22 protein-coding genes and 1 pseudogene are annotated in these 23,850 nt (G+C 60.5%); 16 read left to right on the top strand and 7 right to left on the bottom strand.

The annotated features are described in order from the left end of the window. The first annotated feature begins 124 nt into the window (after positions 1-124). The 9 genes from JC607_RS19185 (at position 125) to JC607_RS19145 (ending at position 7,596) form a co-directional block, all read left to right on the top strand. Positions 125-1,282, top strand: coding sequence for a lytic transglycosylase domain-containing protein (locus tag JC607_RS19185; protein ID WP_370584879.1), 1,158 nt, complete (start codon positions 125-127; stop codon positions 1,280-1,282). Next, a complete protein-coding gene (locus JC607_RS19180; protein ID WP_198838492.1) occupies positions 1,279-2,049 on the top strand; it encodes a type IV secretion system protein in 771 nt (256 codons plus the stop codon). The genes JC607_RS19185 and JC607_RS19180 overlap by 4 nt, the downstream gene beginning before the upstream one ends. Before the next feature lie 14 nt (positions 2,050-2,063). Further along, positions 2,064-2,711 (top strand): VirB8/TrbF family protein, encoded by a 648-nt coding sequence (locus tag JC607_RS19175; RefSeq protein WP_198838514.1) that lies wholly within the window; start codon positions 2,064-2,066, stop codon positions 2,709-2,711. Then, positions 2,708-3,433, top strand: a complete 726-nt coding sequence (locus JC607_RS19170; RefSeq protein ID WP_198838491.1) for a TrbG/VirB9 family P-type conjugative transfer protein — start codon at positions 2,708-2,710, stop codon at positions 3,431-3,433. The genes JC607_RS19175 and JC607_RS19170 overlap by 4 nt, the downstream gene beginning before the upstream one ends. Before the next feature lie 323 nt (positions 3,434-3,756). After that, complete coding sequence (locus tag JC607_RS19165; protein ID WP_370584878.1) at positions 3,757-4,743, top strand: TrbI/VirB10 family protein; 987 nt, start codon at positions 3,757-3,759, stop codon at positions 4,741-4,743. Then, the gene (locus JC607_RS19160; protein WP_198838489.1) at positions 4,743-5,747 is read left to right on the top strand and encodes an ATPase, T2SS/T4P/T4SS family; all 1,005 of its coding nucleotides are present in this window, start codon (positions 4,743-4,745) and stop codon (positions 5,745-5,747) included. Before JC607_RS19165 ends, JC607_RS19160 begins: the two co-directional genes overlap by 1 nt. Before the next feature lie 14 nt (positions 5,748-5,761). After that, entirely contained in the window at positions 5,762-6,175 is a 414-nt protein-coding gene (locus tag JC607_RS19155) for a hypothetical protein (RefSeq protein WP_198838488.1), read from the top strand. Next, complete coding sequence (locus tag JC607_RS19150) at positions 6,175-7,200, top strand: type IV secretion system protein (protein ID WP_198838487.1); 1,026 nt, start codon at positions 6,175-6,177, stop codon at positions 7,198-7,200. Before JC607_RS19155 ends, JC607_RS19150 begins: the two co-directional genes overlap by 1 nt. A 54-nt stretch (positions 7,201-7,254) precedes the next feature. Continuing rightward, positions 7,255-7,596 (top strand): single-stranded DNA-binding protein, encoded by a 342-nt coding sequence (locus JC607_RS19145; RefSeq protein WP_020952590.1) that lies wholly within the window; start codon positions 7,255-7,257, stop codon positions 7,594-7,596. 296 nt (positions 7,597-7,892) lie between these two features. Here JC607_RS19145 and JC607_RS19140 read toward each other — a convergent pair whose 3' ends face one another. Beyond that, positions 7,893-8,315, bottom strand: a complete 423-nt coding sequence (locus tag JC607_RS19140) for a type II toxin-antitoxin system VapC family toxin (RefSeq protein WP_198838486.1) — start codon at positions 8,313-8,315, stop codon at positions 7,893-7,895. Next, on the bottom strand, positions 8,315-8,569 hold the full coding sequence (locus JC607_RS19135; RefSeq protein WP_035745633.1) for a type II toxin-antitoxin system Phd/YefM family antitoxin: 255 nt from the start codon (positions 8,567-8,569) through the stop codon (positions 8,315-8,317). Before JC607_RS19135 ends, JC607_RS19140 begins: the two co-directional genes overlap by 1 nt. 158 nt (positions 8,570-8,727) lie before the next feature. Here JC607_RS19135 and JC607_RS19130 point away from each other — a divergent pair. The 4 genes and pseudogenes from JC607_RS19130 to JC607_RS19115 form a co-directional block, all read left to right on the top strand. After that, positions 8,728-8,909: pseudogene (locus JC607_RS19130) on the top strand (IS5/IS1182 family transposase); the annotation flags it as partial. 111 nt (positions 8,910-9,020) lie between these two features. Beyond that, a complete protein-coding gene (locus JC607_RS19125; RefSeq protein ID WP_198838485.1) occupies positions 9,021-9,245 on the top strand; it encodes a YodC family protein in 225 nt (74 codons plus the stop codon). 3 nt (positions 9,246-9,248) lie between these two features. After that, positions 9,249-12,257 (top strand): DEAD/DEAH box helicase, encoded by a 3,009-nt coding sequence (locus tag JC607_RS19120; protein WP_198838484.1) that lies wholly within the window; start codon positions 9,249-9,251, stop codon positions 12,255-12,257. Between the two features lie 409 nt (positions 12,258-12,666). Further along, complete coding sequence (locus tag JC607_RS19115) at positions 12,667-14,427, top strand: hypothetical protein (protein WP_198838483.1); 1,761 nt, start codon at positions 12,667-12,669, stop codon at positions 14,425-14,427. Positions 14,428-14,739: 312 nt separating this feature from the next. On the opposite strand, the gene JC607_RS19110 is transcribed toward JC607_RS19115, so the two are convergent. The 4 genes from JC607_RS19110 to mobC all read right to left on the bottom strand — a co-directional run bounded on the left by JC607_RS19110 (position 14,740) and on the right by mobC (position 20,985). Beyond that, complete coding sequence (locus JC607_RS19110) at positions 14,740-15,657, bottom strand: Abi family protein (protein ID WP_198838482.1); 918 nt, start codon at positions 15,655-15,657, stop codon at positions 14,740-14,742. Between the two features lie 439 nt (positions 15,658-16,096). Continuing rightward, complete coding sequence (locus tag JC607_RS19105) at positions 16,097-18,046, bottom strand: type IV secretory system conjugative DNA transfer family protein (protein ID WP_198838513.1); 1,950 nt, start codon at positions 18,044-18,046, stop codon at positions 16,097-16,099. Then, positions 18,039-20,411 (bottom strand): relaxase/mobilization nuclease domain-containing protein, encoded by a 2,373-nt coding sequence (locus tag JC607_RS19100; RefSeq protein WP_198838481.1) that lies wholly within the window; start codon positions 20,409-20,411, stop codon positions 18,039-18,041. The genes JC607_RS19105 and JC607_RS19100 overlap by 8 nt, the downstream gene beginning before the upstream one ends. Continuing rightward, positions 20,398-20,985 (bottom strand): plasmid mobilization relaxosome protein MobC, encoded by a 588-nt coding sequence (gene mobC, locus JC607_RS19095; protein WP_198838480.1) that lies wholly within the window; start codon positions 20,983-20,985, stop codon positions 20,398-20,400. The genes JC607_RS19100 and mobC overlap by 14 nt, the downstream gene beginning before the upstream one ends. A gap of 437 nt (positions 20,986-21,422) precedes the next feature. Between mobC and JC607_RS19090 the strand changes: the two genes are divergently transcribed. Both JC607_RS19090 and JC607_RS19085 read left to right on the top strand, forming a co-directional pair. After that, on the top strand, positions 21,423-22,142 hold the full coding sequence (locus JC607_RS19090; RefSeq protein WP_198838479.1) for a division plane positioning ATPase MipZ: 720 nt from the start codon (positions 21,423-21,425) through the stop codon (positions 22,140-22,142). Positions 22,143-22,149: 7 nt separating this feature from the next. Then, positions 22,150-22,707: a hypothetical protein gene (locus tag JC607_RS19085; RefSeq protein ID WP_035745665.1), complete on the top strand. Its 558-nt coding sequence runs from the start codon at positions 22,150-22,152 to the stop codon at positions 22,705-22,707. 16 nt (positions 22,708-22,723) lie between these two features. Here the strand turns inward: JC607_RS19085 and JC607_RS19080 are convergent, their stop codons facing one another. Beyond that, positions 22,724-23,389 carry a LuxR family transcriptional regulator gene (locus tag JC607_RS19080; protein ID WP_198838478.1) on the bottom strand — a complete coding sequence of 222 codons (666 nt, stop codon included), beginning with the start codon at positions 23,387-23,389 and terminating at the stop codon, positions 22,724-22,726. A 187-nt stretch (positions 23,390-23,576) separates the two neighbouring features. On the opposite strand from JC607_RS19080, the gene JC607_RS19075 reads away from it, so the two are divergent. Then, the gene (locus JC607_RS19075) at positions 23,577-23,771 is read left to right on the top strand and encodes a hypothetical protein (protein ID WP_035745669.1); all 195 of its coding nucleotides are present in this window, start codon (positions 23,577-23,579) and stop codon (positions 23,769-23,771) included. Positions 23,772-23,850 lie beyond the last annotated feature (79 nt).

Below are 23,850 nucleotides of genomic sequence, written 5' to 3'. Positions count from 1 at the left end.
CGGGTTAATTGCTTCAGTTTCGCCGAGCGTCCCTCCGACGTCACGGTCTCGACCATGGGCGGCGAGGTCTCGCGGGCGTCCGATCCCTGCGCCTTCACCCTGATTGGCGCGGCGGACTGAAGCCGTGGCCCGGGTTCTGGCACCTATCCTGCCACAGTTCCTGGTCGGCATTTCGCTGGCGCAGCCCTTGGGGGCGCAAGGTGTGCCGACCTTTGACGCTCAGGGCTTTGCCAGGACGGCGGCGACGATTGCACAGCGAGATCTGGATATCGCGTTGCAGCGCGACCGGCTGAGCCGGGAGGAGGAACTGGCCGAGATCGAGCGCCAGCAATTGGCCTCATTGGAGAGCATCCTTGGCGCGATGACTGTCGGCGCCAGTGTGTCCGTTGGTGCGAGTGTGGCCGCGCTGGAGGCCGGGAATGGGGGAGAGACGGCTGCATCGGCGCTCTTTGCGACCGAAGACGGCAACCCCGCCGCCACCCGCCTGTTCGGTGACGCCCGCGAAACGGTCGAAGAACTGATCATCCGCGGGGCCCGCGACACCTATTCGCTTTCCGGGGTGTCGCGCGCCGGGCTGACGCCGGTGCAATGGCGCTGCCTCTTGCAAGCGCTGATCTGGCAGGAAAGCCGCTTCCAGATCGGTGCGCAATCCGACGTTGGCGCCTTCGGCCTGACCCAGATCATGCCGGGCACGGCCGGTGATCTCGGCATCTACCCGGCCTATTATGAGGATCCCTATCTGCAGGTGACCGGCGGCGCACGCTATCTCGCGCAGATGCTCGGCATGTTCGATGGCAACATCATCCATGCGCTGGCCGCCTATAACGCCGGGCCCGGCCGCGTGCAGCAATACAGCGGCGTGCCACCTTTCGCCGAGACCCAGAATTACGTCGTAGTCATCCCGGCGCAGTACAACCGCTATCTGGCCATGGTGGGCGGCCCGGATGCGCTTGGCACCATCGATCCGGTGCTGTTGGCCAATGCGAGTTTCAGCCTCTCGGCGCATGGATCCGGCGTCTATGGCGACTATTCCATGGTGTCGGTTCAAGCCGCTGCGAAGCGCTTGCATGACATAATTAGTATTATCAGAACGACAGAAGACCTGCAGGCGTCCATCGCCCTGAACACCTACGCGCGCGCCGAACTGGCCCGGATCGTTGCCATCCGCACCCGACTGAAAGCGGCGCAGACCCAACCCCTGAGTGATGAACAGATCGCACTGGCCGCTGCACAGGCAGCCGAGCGGCGGTTCATGAATTTCCGATTGGAGGATTTGCGATGAGACGGTTTCTGATCTGCACGGCGCTTTGCCTCGGTCTCGCCACGGGCGCCTCGGCCCAGGGCGTGCCCACGGTCGATACCCAGAACATCGCCCAGGAAATCCGTCAGCTCCAGCAGATGCTGGAGGATTTTGGGATCCAGAGCGACATCTTCGAGAACGCGCTCGAGCAGCTGGACATGCTTCAGCAGCAATTCGACCAGCTGCAGAGCATGTACGCGTCCCTCACGGGCCCCCGAGAGATCCTCGGCCTCATCATGGGCGGCGAGCTGGACCAACTGCTTGAGGCCAAGTTCGAGGACATCCCCGGCCTGATCCGTGGCATCCAGCAAGGAGACTGGAGCAACCTCCTCGGGGTCACCGCGGGTCCGATGCGCACCCAGATGCAGCAGGCGCTGGCAAGCGCGGGTTTCGACGAGAACTCGCTGCGTGAGATCGCCACCAGCGGGAGCCCAGGAGCCGAAGGCATCGCGACACGGGCGACCACAGGCGCGGTGCTCTCGGCGGCTGCGCAAAACAGCCATGAAGAGGCGGCGCAGTCTCTGGCGCGGGTCGAGCGCCTCGTCGCGATGATCCCCGATATGGATGATCTCAAGGCCTCCATGGACCATAACACCCGCGTCACGGCAGAACTCGCCATCGCCATGACCCGGATGTGGGAGTTGGAGGCGATCCAGACCATCGGCGCGGGCAACGCGGGCGTGGTCGATGCCGCGACTATTGCCGAAGAGCGGCGCTACATGGACTTCACTATGCCGAGCCTCGAATGACGGCGGATTCGAATATGGCCGTGCGGGAAGTCGTCGAGGAAGAGCTGGTTTACGGCGCGCTGCGCCGGGAGCGCCAATGGCGGGTGATCGGTCTGTCCGGGGCCGGTTTTGGGGTTCTGGGCTGCCTCGCGGCGGCTGCCGTCGCGATCCTTGTCGAGCCTCCCCTGCCCGTGGTGGTGCCCTATGACCCGGAGAGCGGCCTTGCACTGCCGAATGCGTCCGTCCAGGCGGTGCGGCTCTCCGAGCGTCCGGCGGTGATCGAATCCCAGATCTATCGCTACATCCTTGACCGCGAGACCTATAACCAGCTCGACAATGATCTGCGCGTGAACCGAGTTCTGGCGCAATCAGCCAGCGCAGCCGAAGCCAGCATGCGGGCCATGTGGACCAGCGGCCAGGAAAACTATCCGCCAACGCGCTATGGGGCGACCTCGCAGATGGCCGTCGAGATCGCCAGCATCACCCTGATCGGCGAGAACCGCGCCCAGATCCGACTGCGCAAGCGTCTGACCAGCCCGCAAGGCGGCCAGGTCGGGCTCTTTACCGCAACGCTGATGTTCGAGTTCCGCCCGGAGCGCGCCCGCAGTATCGACGATGTCTGGCAAAACCCCTTCGGCTTCACCGTCACTCAATATGCCATCAGATCGGACCGGTCGGAATGAAGCTTGCCCTGCCCCGCCATCTCCTCCCCGCCCGGCTTCTCGCTTTGGCTTTGCTTACGGCCGCCACGCCAGCCTTCGCCGAGACCACACCGCGCCCCGGATCGCATGACAGCCGGGTGCGGGTTGCCATCTGGACCGAGGGACAGGTCTACCGTGTGGTCACCAATCTGACCCGTGTCACCTCGATCGAGTTCGGCGAAGGAGAAACCATCCGCTCGATCATCGCGGGCGATACGGCGGGTTTCCAGTTCGACGGCGTGCCCGGCGGCCGGGCCTTTGCCATCAAGCCCGTGGCGTCAAATGTCGCCACCAATATCACCGTTTATACAAACCGGCGCTCCTACTATTTCCATGTCGTCGAGGCGCGCGAGACGCCACATTATGTCGTGCAGTTCCGTTATCCGGATGCCGCCACGCCGGCGGTCAACGCCGTTGCCGCGGGCACCCCAAACAGCAATTACGCCGTGAGCAGCCAGAGCGAGTTTACGCCCTCGGCGGTCTGGGATGATGGCACGTTTACCTATTTCCGCTTCCGACGGAACGCGCCGATCCCCGCGATCTTCCGCTGGACCGGCGGCCGCGAGAGAACTGTGAATTCCGTCACGCAGGAAGAAAGTGTGATCCGGGTCTCCGGGGTTCACCGCCAATGGGTGTTGCGCCTCGGCGAGGAGGTCATCTGCATCCAGGACATGTCAGGCGCTGAGGGCGGGGCATCGTCATGAGCGGCGATCCCGACGATCTCTCTGCCCGCCTCAAAGCCATAGAGGCCTCGACGGGAAAGCGCAAAGCGCCCGCACGCCCCTCTCTCTTTGCGGCCCTGCTCAGCAGCGCCGCAATTCTGGTGATCGGTGGACTGGGGTGGTTGCTCCTACAGCCAAAGCCAGAGCCCAGCTTGCCAACGGCTGCTGCTGAAGAGTTCCAGAGCGCAGGGTCGGGCTTCGGAGAATTCCCGGTAACGCCGGTTTCAGAACCTGCTCCGGCACCCGCGCCGGTTCCTGAAGGGCCAAGTGCCGCAGAACTCGAACTGCGAGAAACCCTTGCAAGAGTGCAAGCCGAACTGGCCGAATTGCGCGCGCGTCCCGTCGACACTGGCGATCCAGCGGCGCAGGCGGCAATCGCGGATCTGACAGCACAGCTGGCGGCTCTGGACGCGTCAAATGCGGAAGCCCGCAGCGTTCTTGAGAGGCAGCTGGTCGAACGGGACCGCGAGCTGGAGCGCATTCGCATGGATCTCGAGATCGCTCGGCTTGGAGCTCCCGGTACCGGCGAAGAAGATGCAAGGCTTGCCGAACTCGAGCGCCGGCGGGCTGCCGAGGCAGCCGCGCGCGAGGCCCGCATTACCTCCCCTATGCTTGCCTGGTCCGGTGTGGGTGGGGGAGCGGACGGGGAATCCGAGGTTGAAGCTGCGAGGCTGAGCGCCGACGAGGCCTTCGTACGGGGTGGTGCAGCCGCTGCGCCCATGACCCGAGCCGAGATCATCGTGAACCCGGGCCACACTGTGGTGCAGGGCACGATGATCCAGGCTGTGCTGGAAACCGCCATGGACAGCACCCTGCCCGGCGTGATCCGGGCGGTCGTCTCAGAAGATGTACATTCCTTTGACGGCACCCGCATACTGATCCCGCGCGGTGCCCAGTTGATCGGGCGCTACCGCTCTGAGGTCTCGCTCGCGCAATCCCGGGTGATGGTCGGCTGGGATCGGATCATTCTTCCCGACAACCAGACCGTCCAGATCAGCGCCTTTGGCGGTGATGAACTCGGCCGCTCTGGTGTCACCGGCGATGTCGACAGCCGCTTCGGCACGCGGTTTGGCTCTGCCGCACTCATTTCCCTGATCGGCGCGATCCCCGCGGCCGCCGCGGCAAGCATCGATGACGACAGGACCTCGGATGCGGCAAGCGATGTGGCGACGGACCTGCGCGATGCCAGCCGCAGCGTGATGCAGGACTATCTCTCGATCCGCCCGGTGGTCCGTGTGCCGCAGGGCACCCGCATCACGGTCATGGTCGACCGCGATCTGGAGATCCTCTGATGGCGGCAAGTTACCTCGAGGCCTCGCTGGCACGGCTGGGGGATTCAATCCGCCGTTCCGATGTGATCGAGATTTGCATCAACCCGGATGGCCGTGTCTGGGGCGAGTTCCAGGGCGATCACTTCATGCGGGATCTGGGTCAGCCACTCACCCAGATCGAGATCCGCGACCTGGGCAATCAGATTGCCTCGGCGGCGAACACCACGCTCAGTAACCGAAAGCCCATAGTGTCGGTCAGCATCCTTTGGGGGCATCGACCGATCAGGGCGCAGGTGATCCAGCCGCCGGCGGTCGAGGGTGGATTTTCGATCTCGCTGCGCTTCTTCTCGACACTTCCCCTCGAGCAGATCAGGCTTGGCTTCCTCTACGGGCGCGAACGCAGCCTTGAGGGGCTGCGAAAGGAACGCAATCTCGCGCTGCGGAAGGTTGTGGCATCCGGCGAGATCGAAGCTGCGCTGCGCTTTTGCGTCGAGAACAAGCTGAACATGATCGTCTCCGGCGGCACTTCCACCGGCAAGACCGTCGCCGCCCGCAAGATCATCTCTCTCATCCCGGATGAAGAGCGCATCCTGACCATCGAGGAGGCGGCCGAACTCAGACCCGAGCAGCCGAATGTCGTGACGCTGATCTCGGACAGGGAATCTGACGCCCGCAGCGCCGATGCTCTCCTGACCTCGACCCTGCGCATGCGTCCGGATCGGATCGTTCTGGGCGAGGTGCGCGGCAAGGAGGCCATGACCTTCCTCGAGGCGATCAACACCGGCCACGGCGGATCGCTGACCACGCTTCACGCCGAGACACCGCAGCTCGCCGTCCGTCGTCTTGCCATTGCCGCCCTGAAGACGGACCTTCCGATGACCTATGCCGACATGATCACCTACATCGAAGGCTCGATCGACGTCATCATACAGGCCGGCCGCCATGAAGGGGCCAGAGGCATCACCGAATTCTACCTGCCCGGCATCGCTTCTGAAGAGGCCCCCTCACGCCTTGCCGCCGAATGATGAAAGGAAACCCCTTGCGTGTTCTTGTTCTCGCCGCTGCTGTTTGCGCCGCCGCCCTTCCGGCCATCGGCCAAACGCCCGTCACCAACGATCTGACACCTACGCTTGAGCCGCAACGGTACCGGATCTGCAACGACAGGCCCGAGCGCCCGGCATGGGTTGAAAATGTCCCTCCCCGCGAAGCCTACAAGGCGCTGACCGTGATGGCCCTCTATGAATTGCGCTCGTGGGAAACCATCGTGGCAAATGGCGATTGTTCCTGCGAAACACGTTTCCCGGATTGGTCTGCTGCAGACGCTGAATATACCGAGCGCTTCGCGGACCTTCCGCAGGCTGAGCACACGCAAACCCAACGGGTATTGCGTCGCCAGGCCAATGACTTGCGCCGTGCAGTTCAAACTGTCTGCGAAGCGCAGGGCAACTGGTAATGAGCGTCGTCAGCTGGATGGTTGGCTCAGCCGATAGCTTCCTCGCCTCGGCTGCGGAATCGCAGTTTGGGGCGGTAGCAAGCAATATCGGCACGATCACCCTGCTGATGGTCACGCTCTCCCTCATCGGCCTCTGCATCAACATGACCTTCCAGTACCGCAGCATGGATGGTGCGACCTTCTTCTGGTACTTGCTGAAGCTAACCCTGATCGGGTTCTTCGCCTTCAACTGGACCCGCTTCAATGCGGTCGCGAATGCGGTGATCGGCGGTCTGGACTATATCGCAGGGGCGCTGGTCGCATCGGTTGGGGGTGGAGGGGCCGGCGCGACGCACTTTGCCGGTGAGTTCGACAATCTGATCGAACGGTTCTCGGCCTATCTGAATGCGATCGGCAACAATCTGGGTTGGATGACGGGCGCGATCCTGGGCGGCATCGGCCTCATCCTTCTCAGCATCCTCGGCTTCATGACCGGGATCGTGCTGATCTTTGCCAAGATGATGCTCTCGCTGATGCTGGGCCTGGCGCCGGTGATGATCGCCCTGTCGCTGTTCGATGCGACCAAGGACTTCTTCCATCGCTGGGTTTCCACGACCGTCAGCTATGCCTTTTATCCGGTGGTGATAGCCGCGATGTTCTCGACCGTGGTCGGAATGGCGAACGCCCTCCTTGCACAGGTCGGAGACCCGGAATCCGCCACCAACATCGGCTCGCTCATACCCTTCTTCGTGATGATTTTCCTGGCGAAGGGCTTCGTTGCTGCAACGCCTCTGATCGTGCGCGGGCTGTCGGGGAACTTCATGGTGGTGGCTGGGCCAGCGGTTGCAGCCGGGACTGTGGCCATGACCCGCGGGATGATGAACACGCGCGGCGTGCAGGCGCGCGAGCGAATGGGAAATCTCAGCACCGGCGAAATGGTCGGCCGCCAGATCGCCCAGAACGCCCCCGCCGTGAAATCCGCAGCTCTGGCCGCCGGCGGTCAGATCGTTCGGGTCGCGGAGAGAGCGCGGCGGCTCGGGAAGTAGTCGACCGCAGGGAACCTACCGTTCAAGTTTAGTATCGTAACGAGGAGAGATAATATGTTGTACACCTTCGCGGAATTCCAGATTCAGGGCTATGTCGGTCGCAGAACCGAGCTTGGGGGCGGCAAGGTCCTGAAGGTCAGCATCGCCGCAACCGACAGCTGGAAGGACAAGGACAGCGGCGAGTTGCGCGAGCGCACGGATTGGAACACCGTCACCCTCTTCGAACGCAGCACCGCAGGTTTCGCCTGGCTGAAGGAGAACCTGAAACCCGGCGACCTCGTCCATGTGAGGGGGCGGATCGGCGAGAGCAATTACGCCAAAGACGGGCAGACCGTCTATGAGACCTCACTCACGGCTGATCGCTTTGCAGTCGTGCCGGTCGGGAAAGATGGGTAAGGGTTGCACTGCAACCCGCCTTCGCAGCGGTCTTCTGAACCAGATGTATCTCGCTGGCTATTCGGGCCGCCAACCGCCACGCTGGCTGCGTCTGCTGCTGGCGGGCTCGTGCTGGCACCGGGCGTGGCTGCTCGGGCGATTGGGCTTCTTCGTTGAGAACGGGATAAGCTACGGACCTGCCAACCCCTATACCGGTTGCTTTTCGCCCGAGAACCGGGAGAAGACGTCCCCTCAAAAGGTGCCATGGCAATTTTCGCCTGGCTCAAAGGCCTGTAACAGCGCCTTCCGGCTGTCAGTCACGCTTTGACCCAAGGATTAAGCAAGACCACCCCTGTGTCCTTGAAATCACCGGTGTTGCGGGTCACGACCGTGAAACCATGCACTAGCCCCGTCGCCGCTATCAGCGCGTCCCGTTCTGATCTCGGATCAGGAACATGGAGACCCGCGCATCGCAGTGCCACGCTTGTATCTACCGGCAAAATCCGGTCTTGGAACTCCGGCTGGACCCGTTCTGCGAACCATGCCCGCAGCATGGCTCCCTGCGTCGGGTCGCGCAGCTCGATGCGGCGCACGCCGATATCCAGTTCCATCGCCGCAATTGCCGAAATGAACAGTGCCCCGGCATCCTGACTACCCAGCCAGGCGGTGACATTGGCATCGGATCTGCCATCCCCCGCCTTACGCAACTCGGAAATCACATTGGTATCGAGCAGGAACATCAGGACAGATCGGCCGGTCGGGACATGATCTCAGCCTTTGTCGGCTCGAACTCGATGTCAGACAGTCCTGGCACCGCAAGCGCATCGAGGATGTTGCGGCGCTGGCCGCTCATCTGCTGATACTGCGCAAAGCTCATCAGGACATGGGCTGGCCGGCCTCTATCCGTGATGAACACGGGACCGTCAAGCGCCGCACGTTTTGCCCGTGCCAGATCCTGGTTCAGTTCACGGCTGCTGATCGTATGAATCGTCATCGCGGCCTCCGCTTGTGGTTACGTTACTACATGTGGAGCCCGCGACGAAAGTCAAGGCTGTGGATCTTGGCGATCAGTCTTCTGCGTATGAGCGGGAGGGCGGAGAGCAGACTGAGGGTGGTGCAGCACCGCGACCGCAGCAAGACCGAGAAAGCGGACATCCGCTGCGCAAGATCCGGGCCGTCGTCAACGATGCGCTGCGCTTGCTTAATGCCGAATTCGACCGGCTCTATGCAAAAGAGGGTCGTCCTTCCATCGCACCGGAACGGCTGACCGGGCCAGCTTGCTGCAGATCCTCTACTCGATACTTGGCTTTACTTGGACGATTGAAAGTGTTGATTGGTAAAAAGAGTATAAAATCATGGCCCGTTTGGCCGGCCATCTCGCAAAATGCAGCAATGCAGCCTAACTTTGAGTCGATATGCAAGATTCGAGCGAGAGGCGGGGAAACATGGTGTTTGCGCCGGGCGATACGGTTCAGCTGAAATCGGGCGGACCGATCATGACGGTTGAGCAGGTCGGCGAGTATTGGTCGATCGAAGGCACCGCGGTTTGGTGCGTATGGTTTGAGAAGGTTGGCAACAAGCAAGTCGCCTCGCGGGAGACATTCGCCGCTGTTGCGCTGGACAAAACCGAGCAACCTGGTTTCGCGTCGTTTCAGGTGATGCGAGGCTGATCAATGATCCGGGGGGCGTTCATCGGCATCGATCGGCATTCGGATCCCTTCATCGGTGATCTGACGGGAGCCTCGCGCGATGCCACCGCTTTGTGGGCGGTGCTGTCGGACAGCATTGCCGATCTCCACGGGCCCCTGATAACGGACGATGCCGCGACACTGGCCGCGCTGCGCGATGTTCTCGACACGACGCTCGGTGCCGCGGATGAAGACGATGTGGTGATCCTCGGGTTCGCCGGACACGGCACGCAAGACCATCGTCTGGTTCTGCATGATACGAACGTAGCCGATCTGCCGAACACGACGCTCGGTATGGACGAGCTCGCTCAGCGTTTTCGAGAGACCAGAGCGCGTGCAGTCATCCTGCTGCTGGATTGCTGCTTCAGTGGCGGTGCTCCGGCGCGCGTGATCGATGCCGGCCTGGTCCCCCGTGACGCAGTGGCTTTCCCGCTTGTCGACGTGGCAGGTCAGGGACGTATCCTATTCGCCGCATCAGCAGCCGACCAAGAGGCGCTAGAGGATCCCCAATCGCGGCACGGCCTCTTCACCAAGGCCGTAATTGACGTTTTGGTGGCTGCAGACGCCCCTCTCGGGGTGCTTGAGCTCGTCGATCGCGTTACCCGCCTTGTCACGGCGAATGCTGGGCGATTTGGCTATATCCAGTCGCCAACCATGTTCGGCCAGACCGAAGGCGATCTCGTTCTTCCTCCCGGCCAGATCGGTGCCCGCTATCGTGAAGCCTTTCCCGAACGGGTCAATTTTCAGACCACCGGCGACATTCGCGAACTGGCGGAAGCGGGTATTCCGCAAGAAGCTGTCGACGCATGGCATGAGCGCTTTCCTCAAGGGCTCAACGAACTTCAGATTGAAGCGGTCAACGAACAAGGGGTGCTGGACGGCAACTCGCTCATGGTCGTCGCGCCGACTAGTGCAGGAAAGACTTTCATCGGTGAGTTGGCTGCGCTCAAGGCCATCGCGGATGGCCGCAAAGCAGTGTTCCTGCTGCCCTACAAGGCGCTCGTGAACGAGAAATTTGAAGACTTCTCTGCCATCTACGGGGATCGCCTGGGGCTCCGGATTGCTCGTTGCTCCGGCGATTGGCAGGATCAGGTCGGTACCGTCCTGCGCGGCAAATACGACATCGCGTTCTTCACCTACGAGAAGTTCCTCAGCATGTCGGTCGCCTCCGCGTACATGCTCAATCAGATTGGCCTGGTCGTGCTCGACGAGGCGCAGTTCATCACTGAGCCAGGTCGCGGCATGGTGGTTGAACTATTGCTCACGAACCTTGTGAGCGCGCGCCAACGCGGCGTTGCTCCGCAGCTCATCACATTGAGTGCGGTTATAGGTCAGGCCAACCATTTCGACCGCTGGCTCGGCTGCGGCCTTCTGCAAACTGATCATCGGCCGGTCCCATTGGTGGAAGGCGTGCTTGATCGAACTGGTGCATTGACTCGCTTGGGGCCGAACGGTCCTGAAACTATCCAATTCCTCGATCGCTTTGCGGTCCGCCAGCGTGGCCAAAATCAATCGTCGCAAGACCTGATCGTACCGCTGGTGCGCCATCTCATCGATGCAGGTGAGAAAGTCATCGTCTTCCGCAACGCGCGTGGCCCGGCGAGCGGCTGCGCAAACTACCTCGCTGCCGAGCTTGGGCTTCCGGCAGCGCAAGACGTGATCGATGCGCTGCCCGAAGGTGACCTTTCCCACATGTCCGAGAGCCTTCGACGTGCTCTGGCGGGCGGCATCGCATTCCACAACGGCGATCTCACTCGAGATGAGCGTGTCGCAGTGGAGCGAGGCTTCCGCCGGCAAGACGGCCAGATCAGAGTGCTCGTCGCAACCAGCACGGTTGCAGCGGGAGTGAACACGCCTGCATCTACTGTCATCATTGCCGAGACCGATTTTCCTGGCCGCGAGCGGCAGCCGTACACGGTGGCTCAATACAAGAACATGGCAGGCCGTGCTGGTCGCTTGGGGTTTGAAGTTGAGGGGAAGGCTATCCTGCTCGCCGATACTCCCATGGAGCGCAATCAACTTGTCCGGCAATATGTGCAGGGTCAACCAGAGGTTATCCGGTCATCGTTCAACCCGAACCAGTCGGGCACCTGGGTGATCCGTTTGCTAACGCAGGTCAGAGATGTTCCGCGCGGAGCGGTTGTCGACCTGATCGCAAATACATATGGCGGTTATCTCGCCGCCCTCCAGAATCCGGCGTGGCGTGATCGTATGGTCCCGACACTGGAGCGGCTGTTGGACCGTATGATCGCCGATGGCCTGATCGAGGTAGACGGCGACAATCTCCGATTGACGATGCTTGGGAGAGCCTGCGGAGAGTCGCCCCTCACGCTCGAGTCGGCGATGCGCCTCGTTGAGCTGTTGCGTCGCGTTGACCCGGCCGACGCCACGCTGGAAGCCCTCCTTGTACTCGTCGAATGCCTGCCGGAGCGCGACGAGGACTACACACCGCAAACCCGCAGGGGTGAGCCGCAGTGGCAGCAGGCCGCCCTTGGCCGCTTCGGACATGGAGTGGGCCGCGCGTTGCAGCATCGCGCTGAAAGCGATGTTGCATTCTATGCCCGGTGCAAGCGAGCGCTCATCGTGAGCGACTGGATCGCTGGTGAACCGACCAACAATATCGAGGCCCGATACTCGTCTAATGCATTCCTCAGGGTAGGGCACGGCGACATTCGCGGCTACGCTGACGGCTCTCGTTTCCTGCTGGAGTCTGCGCTGCGCATTGCCGCGATCGTACTTGAACGGGCCGAGGATCAGGAAGCAGCAGTGCTGTTGCTCACCCGGCTTGATCTCGGCCTTCCAGCCGAAGCGGTGCCGCTGAGTGCCCTTGGCTTCCCTCTGACACGAGGCGAGATTCTTGCGCTTTTCCGGGCGGGTCATTTGAATGGCGAGTCGATCGCCGGGTTAGCCCCCGACGCGGTCGCCGCAATCATCGGTCGCCGTGGACGTGAGTTGCATGAGACGATGCAGCCCGCCATGCCACGGGTAATCTAGATGGCGTGGAATCTTGCGAACATATGCCTGAATTTGAAGAGTGCTATCGGGCAAAGGGCGGCACGATGACCCGAGGGCTAGAGGCACGGTGAAGTTTACGAATGGCATCTCTGGAGAACGCCGCCATGCAGCAACGGTGTGGCTCGACCGGCTGGTAAGGGCCACGATCGCTTTCCGTGGGGAGCGATGCAGCTGAGAGCAGCGAGCCTGCCCGTTTCTGTGCCGCAGCATGTTGCTCGGAGCCCATAGCAGACGCTCGGGCAAGCGAATGGTATCTAAGCCCAATGCGGGCGCGGCATAGAATCAAACCCACACCTGATGTTTCTAATTGCCTCTGAGTAAGAAAAAATCATAATCACATGAAAGGGCTTTAAAGCCGCCATAACGGTGCCAGAATAGTGGAAATTAGATGAATAACACTGTCCCCGCCGTGGTTGACGCGCCCGTATCGGCAGATGCGGAGCTGGATAGGTTTGTAAAATTTAGACTCGTTGAACTTACGTTCCACTACTCATTGGATAGCTACAAAGCTCCGGCGTTGAACTCTCCATTCATTGCTAGGGAGCTGTTAGGACTTATTAAGACTGTTCGCGACACAGGAAAGGGAAAGGGGGAGATTTCTCTCGTATTGGAGGAGTTGCGCCATCGGCTGAACTCGGATTCAGTGGCGAAGGATTTGATTGGAATTTCAACTCAAATCATACTCCCCAATAATATAGAAGAAGCTTCTGACCTTGAGTCAAGAGTTGGAACAGTTGCCGCTCGTCTCAATCCCATTTCATACGCTATCGCGCTCGAATCCGCCTTGGACCATCAATTAAGGCTACCAAACCCATCCAAAGAAAAAATAGATTATCTTATCTCCAATATCGTTACAACTAAAATAAATCTTGGAATTTCCAGTAGTTTTATTCATGCTGTATCCAAAAGAAACTTTAATCCCAAAAACCCCAAAACTACTGCAGATAAGGCTATCGATTTTCTTAGCGAAACCGCGTTGCGATCGTCGACTTATAAAGTTCTTCTAGGGGTGGATATCAAGTCAGATAACGTCAATATTGATCACTATAACGCCTTCGATATTCAGTTTCATGAACACATGCCTGAGGAATTCAAGGTAATACCTAGGCCGGGCAGAGCGGATGAAATTCTTGAAGAAAGCAGCACAAAGAAGCTTGTAGTCATTGATGGGATTAATGCAGCTGACCCCCATGCTGCAGTTCATAGGTCAATGCGGAAAATCCAGAATCTTTTCGATCTCGTAGCGATATTTGACCACAAGTCAAGCGTATCTTTTGAAACAAACGCAAGGGCCTTAAATCCTCAAACAAACAAGTGCTACCGAGTTCACTCTTTAAGAAATAGAATGACATTCATCGATGAGGGGCAGACCAAAAGAACCCTTGGAAACTTGGATTCTTTTCTGGGCAACTTGAAGTATTCGGATCGAAGGGAGCTATCTAAATTTCTTAGAGCCATCACACTTCACGGTCAGGCGATATCGACTCCCAGCGAAGAGGCGCAAATCCTCAATATTTGGACTGCAATGGAGATAGTTGGGAGGAATATGAAAAGAACCTCAATTGTTGAGGATGTAGCGGAATCATTGTTGCCTTTAATTTCTCTCGGCTATCCTGCCCGAATCCTTGATGCATGGGCAAGGAGGGTGGAGGTAAACTCCAAAGACTTCGTTGAGTTTTGCAAAGAGAAAGCCACTATTCCCGATTGGAGAATTGCATTCATATTGAAAAGGATGAATTCTGCAGATCACCAGGAGGCATGTCGCATACTGAAGAAAAATCCCGTTCTTTTGTTTCGCGGATATAGTATCGGGAAGCGATTTTTCTCCCCAAAGCACTTGCTAGAGGACCTAGGCAGGCATGAAATGCTTGTTCGTTGGCAGATGCATCGAATTTACCGAGCCAGAAACATAATAACCCATACCGGGTCAAGTCCGACCTATTGCGGTGCATTGGTAGATAACGCTCACGACTACCTTGATCAAGTTTTGGCCGAACTGGGTCGAAACCTCTGCTCGGAGCGGCCATTCAGAACCATAGCTGATATGCTTACATTTGCCAACTTGCAGCTTTCAACTTGGAAATCCACCTTGAATACCATAGAAGAATGGGATCAAGATGCCGAACTATTCAGACCACCAGCTTGGTAGGTTCGGGCGGTCCACCCCTAAAATAGCTTGTCAAGTTATGCATATGCGAATGTCGGCTTCGTCCCGCATCGCTACCATCTTGGCCAGGTGATTGCTGCGGCGCAAGACGAAGGGCAGCTTCGGAGCATGCGGCAGAGCAGCATTTGTCGAGGTCGACCGGCTGGTAAGGGCCGCGCTCGGCTGCAGTGGGCACTTGGGCGGCTGCGGGCGCCAAACCGACCGACTACTGTGTCTTAGCATGCGTGTTCTTCGGAGCCCGAACCGGCCTTTCATAACATCGAGCAGCGATTGCGAATGAGTGAAGGCCGAGGATCAGTTCCATATGGCCTCGTGCTCCCAGCCCTGCGGGAAACCCGCGGTGTGGGGGCGGATCTCGTAAGGGAGGTCCTGGGTCAAGATCATGTCGCGCAGACGGACGTGCCACTCAGTGCGCGGGTAATACTGTCGCAGCATGAAGATCATGATGACCATCGCGCTGTAGACCTTTTTCGTCGGCGCGTCGTCCCCCATCCTGGGCTGGCGGAGGTGGTCCAACTGTCCAAATATCGTTTTTGGTGGGACACCCGGGCTGTTAACCAAGGGCTTGTTCCACGTCCGGGCGTGATGTGCGCAGCTGTTCCGGACGTCGTTGAGCGCTGTGATCCATGACGCAAAAGTCTTCATGGGGAGGTCCGGGTGGACGTGTGCCGCAATTGCCATTTTATTTTTGTCGGATAGGTGAGCGATGATGTGGGTTAGATTGCCCCAGGTCCATGTCCCTGCTTCGATCCAGATCGGCGGCGGGCCGAAGTATTTCAACCTGAAATGCTTCGCGAAGTCTTCTTTTGAGCTCCTGAAGTGCTGATCTAGGCCATTGATAAATAGGCCGAGCGGCGTATTACCTTCAGCATCTTCTTCGCTGAAACGGTCTTTATATGAGCGCCTGTCGCGATGGGCATGTGGGCCCAACTCCCCAAGGACCTCAATCATCGCGGTTCTGACTGCGATCTCGATGCGTTCGATCGCATCGAGGAGCTCTATGCGGAGTGCTTTATCGAAGAGGTAAAAGCTGATCGCATGATCTAACGTCGTACCCTCTTTGAACTTATCGCATCGAATCTTCTGCTCAACCTCGCCTTCAGGCGTCGGGATCGGGCAAAAGTCACGGTACGGATACCCAAATGCGCTGAGCCGGTAGTACCCGATGCGGTGCAGGGAGCGCTCGGCATGGCCCCGGTCGGGTATTTCCATACCTCGCATCAACATGATGTCGATGCATTCACTGATCGACTTGTGCTGCTTAAGGTACTTCAATGTTGATGCAGTGATGTCCAGAAATTAGAAGACCGGGCTGTAACGAGGCGACTAAGGCCAAGTCAGGGAGCACCGGTCATAAGGCAATGACAGATAATAGTGTCGGGGTCGACAATGTCAACACTGGAGGTGGGCGCTGTACGGTGGGGTAAGGTGGGAGGTCAGTTCGGCAGGCTTTTGAGGTCCAGCGGATGCAAACGACAGCTCTGTCCCGCAACGCCGACGCTCCGACTGGCGATTTTCTGCGCCACGCGTCGACCGTCTGCTTTAGGAAATGCGGCCACGCAGCATCGGGCGGGGACGACAGGCGGCTATGGACTGAAACTGCTGACGCTTCGGCCCCGTCAGTAATGGTATGCTCTGAACCCGCTCAGGTTTAGTCACCGGCTCCCAAGCCTCCATGTCCAGCGATGATCTCTGCGGTCGTGACGATAGCTTTCTGAACCGCAAGGCGGCTTTCCTCAGTCTGTCCAAGCGCGGAAAGGTCCAAACTGATCGGCTCTGGCGCGAGAGCTAGGGTTCCACGCCGGGCTGGCGCTCGCAAGACCGGCTTCGGGTCGTGTGGGGTAGCGGGTCCCTGCCCTCGCGCCGCCCCCTGCTGCACGGCCTGCAGCTGCTGCGCAAGTTTCGCAACCGCCGCCTCGGCCTCATTCAACCGTGCATCGTATTGCCGCTTCTCGGCATCCGGGTATAGAAGATCGCCTGCTTGCGCGGCATGGATCACTTTCAGGGTCGGATCCTCATAGTATTTGATGCGCCGCGCCCGGATCGGCATCTGGGCATCGACGACGAGGATCACCTCGTCCAGATCCAGCCGCCGCGCCTCATCCTCATTGAGGAGCGGTGTTTCCTCTGTACGCTCGGTCACGCTGCGCCCCTCGAACGGGTTACGCCCCACCGAACGGGACCGGGTGACCACCCGCTTGGTCGTCTTGCCGACGGCCTGGCTCAGCTCTTCGATGGTCTTCTGGTCGGAAGGGGTCAAATATAGCTTTACCCCCGCCCCGCCTTGAAGGGAGCGGCGCGTGTTCTCGCCATAGATCTCGTCCAATGCCGGGATGGTCTGGGTGACGATAGCGAGGTTGCCGCCATAGGAGCGCAGCGTCTTGATGCTCTCGGCCACGATCGGCATCTTCCCGAGCCGGTCGAATTCATCGAGCATGATCATCACCGGCCAGGGCTCATCCTTCCCCGGCTCCGCGGCCTGCAGCGAGGCAATCAGATCCGAGAAGAACAGCCGGATCAGGGGGGCCAGTGGCCGGACCATCTCGGATTCCACAACCAGGTAGATCGCATACGGCTGCCGACGGATGTCCCGGAAGGAAAAGTCCGAGGTCGCCGTTGCCGCGTCGATCGCCCGGTTGTCCCAGGTATCGAGCCCGGAGGTCATCAGAAGAGAGAGGTAGGAGGTCAGCGTGTCATTGTTGGTCGAGGCCATCCGCTCAAAAATCAGCTTGGCTGAAGGGTTCTTCACCTCCTCCGCCCGCTTCAGGAACTCAAGCTGCTTGTTCCCGCCCGACGCCGTGATGCGGTAGATCTCGCCGATGGTCGGGTTGCCGCGCTCGAAGGCCAAAAGACCGGCCGCAACGAAGAGATCAATCCCGCCTGCAAGCAGACCGCTGAGCTTTTCGTTGTCGGTCTGCAGGAACAGCTTGGCTGTCAGCTTCAACTCCATCTGCTGGCGATCGGGGTTCTTCAGCGCCGCGATACGCGCCAGCGGGTTGTAGCGATGGGTCGGACGCTCCCAGTCGGTCGGCGCAAAGCGAAACACCTTGTCGCCGGTGGAGGCCCTGAAACGCGAGGTCTCCCGGAAGTTCTCGCCCTTGACGTCGAGGACCACGGCCGAGCCGCGATAGGTCAGAAGGTTTGGGATCACAAAGCCCACCCCTTTGCCTCGGCCTGTCGGGGCCACCACCAGGGCATGCGGAAAGGTGCGCGAGACAATGAAGGGCTTCTTCGATTTCGGTGAACCCATCTTGCCGAGCAGGAACCCGGCCCCCGGCCCGGCAAAGAAACCGTTGCGCTTCATCTCGGCCCGGCTTTGCCAATGGGTGGTGCCAAAGCGGGTCAATGCATCGCCGAGCATGGTGGCGGTCAGGAGGAGGGCCGCGAGACCCGTCCCGAGGATGATGCCGTTCACCCAGAGGAAATCCTGCGGAGCCGAGGTTCTCAGCCCCAGCCAGTTCCGCGCCAGCAGGGTGAGATCAAAGTTGCTCGTCGAGTATCCAAATTGGACGGCAAAATAGATCGTCGCCAGTACATAGCCGATGGCAAGCCCGAGGAGGGTCAGAACTACGGCGCCAAGAAGCATGCGACCCTTATCCATGGGTGATCCCCTTCTCACCATGGGAGAGGGAATGCCGCAGATCCTCGCCGTGGCGCTCTTCCACGATCCGCTCGAGCACCCGGTCCATTGCCGGATCATTGGCATGAACTTCCATGGCCTCGAGATAGGCCCGCGCCAGCTGCAGCTGTTCGAGCGCATTGGGGGTGATCCGGTCCAGCACCTTCGCATCGCCGCGGTGCAGATCATCGATTTCGGTTGGGGTCAGGCGATCATTGACCTGCTCGACGAAGCGGTGTCGCGCCGCATCCGAGGCCAGATCGACCTTGCCGTCGGCGGCCTGTCGCAAGGCGGAGGCCAGTTGGGGCGCTGTCGCATCCAGATTGCGGCGTTCCGCGTGGGCCTGACGGGTGTCGTCCTCAACCTCGGCCAGCCTCTCGATGATCCGCTCGCGGGAGGCGCCTGCGGCATGGAGCTGGTTGATCTCCCGGCTGACGGCATCGCGGATCTGCTCCTGGGGGGTCTCGGCCCGCAAGCGCGCCATCTCGCGCACCTCCTCTGTGATCGGACCGAGGCGGATCGACGGATCACGCTGCGCGAGATCCATATCGCCGGCATGGAGGGTACGATGTGCGGCCCGAATGCCGTTGGCTGGAGGCTGAATGACATCGGTGGCCTTCTCCCAGGCCATGGTCGCAATTTCGGCATGTTGGGGCGAGCGCTCGGCAAAGCGATCGAAGGCCTCTTTCGCTTCGGCCACCTGCTTTTCGCCATCACGCCGCGCCCGCGGATCATCGGAATAGGGATAGCTGAAATCCGTCCGCTGGAACTGTTTGACCAGCGCCCGGAATTCCTGACGCTCAGTGGGGCTGAAGATGTCCGGCTCGCTGCGCTCGGCCACGTTGTCAGCAGAAACGCGGTGGCCGGAAACTTCCGGCCGCCTCAGCCCTTCTTCCCTTTCCGGCCCTTCCCTCTCCACATCCTCCACGGCTCGGAGAACGCGCGCCTCGGTCAGCACATCCCCGAGCTTGCCATGAACGGCCTCAAGACGGTCCATCGCCTGGTCGCGCTGCGCGGTGTCACGTAGATCAAGCTGCTCTTCCTTCGCTATGGCCCGCAAATCCTGCGCCAGCCATTGCTGCTCTAGGGCTGCATTGCCCGCCCCCTCGCGCATCCGGGCCAGAACCGCATCGCTGTCGATGCCCGTTCCCCGCACCGCTTCGGTGACACGGGACTTGAGACCCGGATCCTCTAGCTGGTCCCTGTGGGCCTCCACCAGGTTCGGCGCGGCATAGATCCCGTCCCGGGATGTCGGCTCATGCAATGTGTCGGAGCGGTCGCCCAAGGGCTGCAGATGCGAGACCTCGCGCAACACATCGGTCAGTTTACGCTCGATCACCGGGCGCTCGGACGCAGGGGCGCGTTCGATCAGCCCTTCGATCTGGCGGATGTTCTGCGAAAACCGATCGATCAGTTGGTCAAAATCATGAACTTCATCACTCATATACAACACTCCGTCTGACTGGATACGATCACCCCGGGCAAGCACATCCCCGGCCCGGGACAGGGCCTCCGCAACATCGTGGAAGTTCGAACGCGAGGCCTCTGCAGCGAGACCGCGGTAAATGGCGGCATTGCGCGCCACCTCGGCAATGGCGTGGTCAAGGTCAGCCCCGGTGCGCAGGCGCTCAACTGGTGCCCTGCCCTCTTCCATGGCTTTGCGGATCTCGACATCGCTGGCGGCGCGGGTGAGCACACCCCGGTCCAGCCGCCGCGTGGCCTCGAGGCGCAAGCCGTGGCGCTCTGCTGCCTCGACCATGGCTTCGCGGAAAGCGTCATAGTTGAAGTGATGATCTTGCCTGAGGAAGAACATCTCGCCGTCCTTGCTGCGGCGGTTCAGCACGATATGGGCATGCGGATGAGCGCGATCTTCGTGGATCGCCGCGATGTAATCGAACTGCGCGCCGTCCCCTTCGAAGAAGCGCTCGCAGATCTCGCGCGTGATCTCCTGTGCCTCAGAGGAGCGGGTTCCGATGGGGAAAGCCATCAGGAGATGCGCGGTATGGCCGAGCTTTGGTGCATGCCGCTCGTTCCACTGGTTCTCGAAGCGCCGCGCCACGCGCTCGATCTCACCCGGCGAGAGCAGCTTTTTGCCATCATGCGTACCACGGGAATCGAGGATGAAGCTGGATTTGGTGGTGAGGTAGGACAGCTGGGCGCGCAGCTGCGCCCCGGTATGGCAGCCGCCCTGCCGGATCGCCTTGAAGATCGCTGGGGAATGGCCGCGCGCCGCGCGGATCATCTGTGCCCGTTTGCCAAAGCCCCCGGAGGCAGAGCCAGAAACCTTGCTCCAGCCGCGATCAAAAAGCGCCGGATTGACCGCCCTCACGGCATCAGCCCGCGCCATCGCGTGCCTCCCGGATCAAGGGCGCGAGCGCCTTGTCCACCTCCAGCTTGAGGGACGCCCGCCGGTTGCGGCTCATCTCCTGGACCTGATCCGCGATGGTGAAGACCAGCCCGGCCAGAGCCCGGATCTCGGCCTTCTCCGACCCGGTCAGGACCGCCTGCTCGCCACGGACACGCCCCTCGTTCAGGCGGCGGGCGATCTGGTTGATGTTGTTGCCGACCCGGTTCATCGCCGCGCCAAGACCGCGCAGTTCCTCCGTCATGTGCACATCGGGCGCGAGCAGGTCGCTGGCGGCCAGTATCATGCAGCGCAGAGCATCAGAACGATGCCCGATGCCACGTGCCGAGAGCGCCGCATCAAACCGGCGCAGCTCGGCCGAGCTGAGCCTCAATCCGACCACCTGAGGCCGACTGCCGTTCGAGGCGCGCCGTCCGTGAGCATGGTTCACAGCGTTGTAGACCGCCTTCAGGCTGACCCCGAACTGTTGTGCCAGATCGGCCGCGGGCACGCCTTCAGACCGCTCTTTGGCGATCCTCAGACGCTCCACTTCGGTCAGTCGGCGGGCCGGGGACATTTTGAAGTTAACGCTCCTATTTCTTGCCAAGATCGTACAAGCCCGCCGACTCCCAGCACAAGCGGAGTCGGGCCTACGGGCTTGTACTCATTATGAAAAATCGGCCCAAAGGGGCGGTTTCCTGTTGTCTGCGGATTGCATCACGCGCCTTGCGATTTGCATCCCGTCCCATGCGAAATGCCTCCCGTTATCTGCGCTCTGGAGCATGTCTTCTGGCACCTGCATCGCGCTCTTTGCGTCCTGCATCCTGCGGAGTGGGAAGTGCCGGAAGGGGAATGGGATCTGCATCACGTTGCCTGCGCCACGTCCTCTGGAAGCCGCACAATGCGTGCCGCTTCCTGCGATCTGCGCCTTGCGTCCCGCTTGACGCATCCCGGTCAGCGCCCTACGACAAGAAAGCTCTTATGTTTACGAGTAACCATTATTGCAGGTGTGCCATGCCAAATGACTCCTTGCGCGTAATCGCCGCGATGGCCCGCAAAGGCGGGTCGGGCAAAACCACGCTGAGCCGCGCCCTGATCAGCGCCGCGATCGCTGCCGGTCGCCGGGTCACTCTCATGGACACCGACGGGACCGATGCACTCGGTGCCTGGTATGAACGGGCGGAGGGTGCCGGGTACAGTTCGCCCCTGCTGTCTCGCACCAGGGCGCTCAGCATTGTCGCCATCGAGCAGGAGATCGACCGGGTCTATGCCGAGGATCTGGCGGATCTGATCTTCATCGACACCGCCGGTGTCGGCGCGGACTGGTCGGACAGCGTCGCGGTGCTGGCTGATCACATCGTGACCCCGGTGATGCTCTCGACGACCGACTTCAAGGTCGGCATCCAGACCGCAGACTGGTTCGCCCATCTGCGGACCCGTGTGGACGACCCGAGCGCCCTACCCCAGCATCATGTGGTTCTGAACATGGTCCCCGCGAAACCGACCAAGGCCGATGCGGAACTGATCGCACAGGCGGTCAACTGCTTCCCGGTCATCGAGACCGTGATGATGCACCGAAACGCCTTCAAGGAGATGGATCGGCTTGGTCTGCTTCATGCCATCGCTCTTGCGCGGCAGAATGATCCCAACCCGCTGATGAAGCCCCATGCCCGCCCGCTCGTCGAGGCGCTGGAAGAAGCCACCGACATCTTGAACACCATCATCAGCGGCTGAGAGTGACATGGTCCGCAAACGCATCCCCCTCGTGACACGGCCGGATCAGGCCTATTCGTTCAGTCTGTCCCAACAAAACACGACGAACCCGGCACAGACGGGAGACAGAGACGAACCAGCCAGCGCGGCCGAGGCCCGTGCGCCGGCGCAGCCGAGCGCCAGCATCGCATCGGAGGATCAAGCCTCAAGAGATGACTCCAAAGCTTCGATCCAAGTCGACGTGCGCGTGAACGCGTTGAAGCGCCAGGAACAAGGGCTGGTTGCCTGCGGCATTGCCCCCCGACAAGTGATCCGGGCCGCCCTGCGGAAGGCCGTCAAGAAGTGGGGGCTCTCAGCAACATATGCCATCCCTTCCAGTGACAGGCGGGCAAGTCAGGCAAGCTGGACCGTCAGGACCAGCGTCGCAGTGCCCGCCGCCATCTTTGATCGGCTGCTTGCCGATCAGGACCCTCTGGGGGTCGACAGCCGGTGGTCATTGGTGCGGGGTCAGCTGGAGCCGCTGGTTTGGGCGGAAATCGATGCTCTCCTCGCATCGCTCAGTGACGACTCCGACGATGTCCGCTGACCCACGCTGGCACGGGCTATTCAGGCCCGGACGCTGGCTGGTTCAGGATCAGACCGCGCTTGGTGGCGATTGCCACTGCCTGTACCGAGTTCCGCGCCCCGAGCAGGTCCCTTATCCGCTCCAGGCGCTTCTTTATGGTCTCGGTGCTGACGCCCTGCCGATGCGCGACTTCCTTATAGGGCAAACCGTTCGCCAGATCAGAAAGGATAGCACGCTCCATCTCTGAAAGCGGTCTTGCCGCCTCGATAGAGGCGAGCAGCTGTTTGAATATGCCCTCAACCTCGTCCAGCTCACCGTCGGTCAGTTCCCGATCCTCGCGGGCGCAAAACAGGCAGCTGAGCGTGCCATATTCTTCAATGCGACTGCGAGAAACGCCGCAACCATAGTTGAGGCCATACTCGCGCGCGTGATCCATGATCAGAGTTCCAGCAGGCGAGAGCTTTTCGACCGGCACTTCACTCCATCTGATGCGACCTGAATGCGTCCTGGCCCAGAGATTGACCGGATCAAACATCGCATATTGCCGCTCAGTGTAAATCTCGACCCAACGCTCCGGATAGGTGGAGACATAATGCTCTGGCGTCAAACTGCGCACATGGATGACGAGTGAATAGCCCATCGGTGCAATTGCCCGCAGCCGGGCATCCAAATGGGCCATTTCCGGAACAATAGTCCAAACCATTACCCCTCCCGCACGAGAAAATGTGCAGTCCTCAAACAGCGATACCAAAAAGGGTAACGGCATGGCCGCTCCCCCACCGTTGTGTCAGGTTGTGATGAAAGCGCGCGCAAATCAACCGTGAAGCGACCTTGCGAAAAGGGTTCCGATCGCCAGCCAGCGAAGTTCTGTGACAGTCGAGACAAGTATTATGAACGTGCAGACCAGTGACCATCGCGGCGGCTCATGCCGCACCAACCGCATCGAGGCCCGGCCAATCGCCCGGCTTCGCCACAAGGACGATGGCAGGGTCATTGGCCTGGTTTATGAATGGAACACAGGCGAGACGCAGACGGCCTGGTTCGGCAAGGCCGAGCGCAGCTTCGTGACAGAAGAGTTGTGCTGAGGGCCATTGCTCGCTGGCAAGATGAAAGGCCCCGGCCTTTCGACCGGGGCCCTGGTTGGGGGGATTACTCCCCTCGGCG

The sequence above is a fragment of the Paracoccus sp. IB05 genome, assembly GCF_016405985.1.
In the GTDB taxonomy this organism is placed as follows: domain Bacteria; phylum Pseudomonadota; class Alphaproteobacteria; order Rhodobacterales; family Rhodobacteraceae; genus Pseudogemmobacter.
This window is presented reverse-complemented; position numbering and strand designations above follow the sequence as displayed.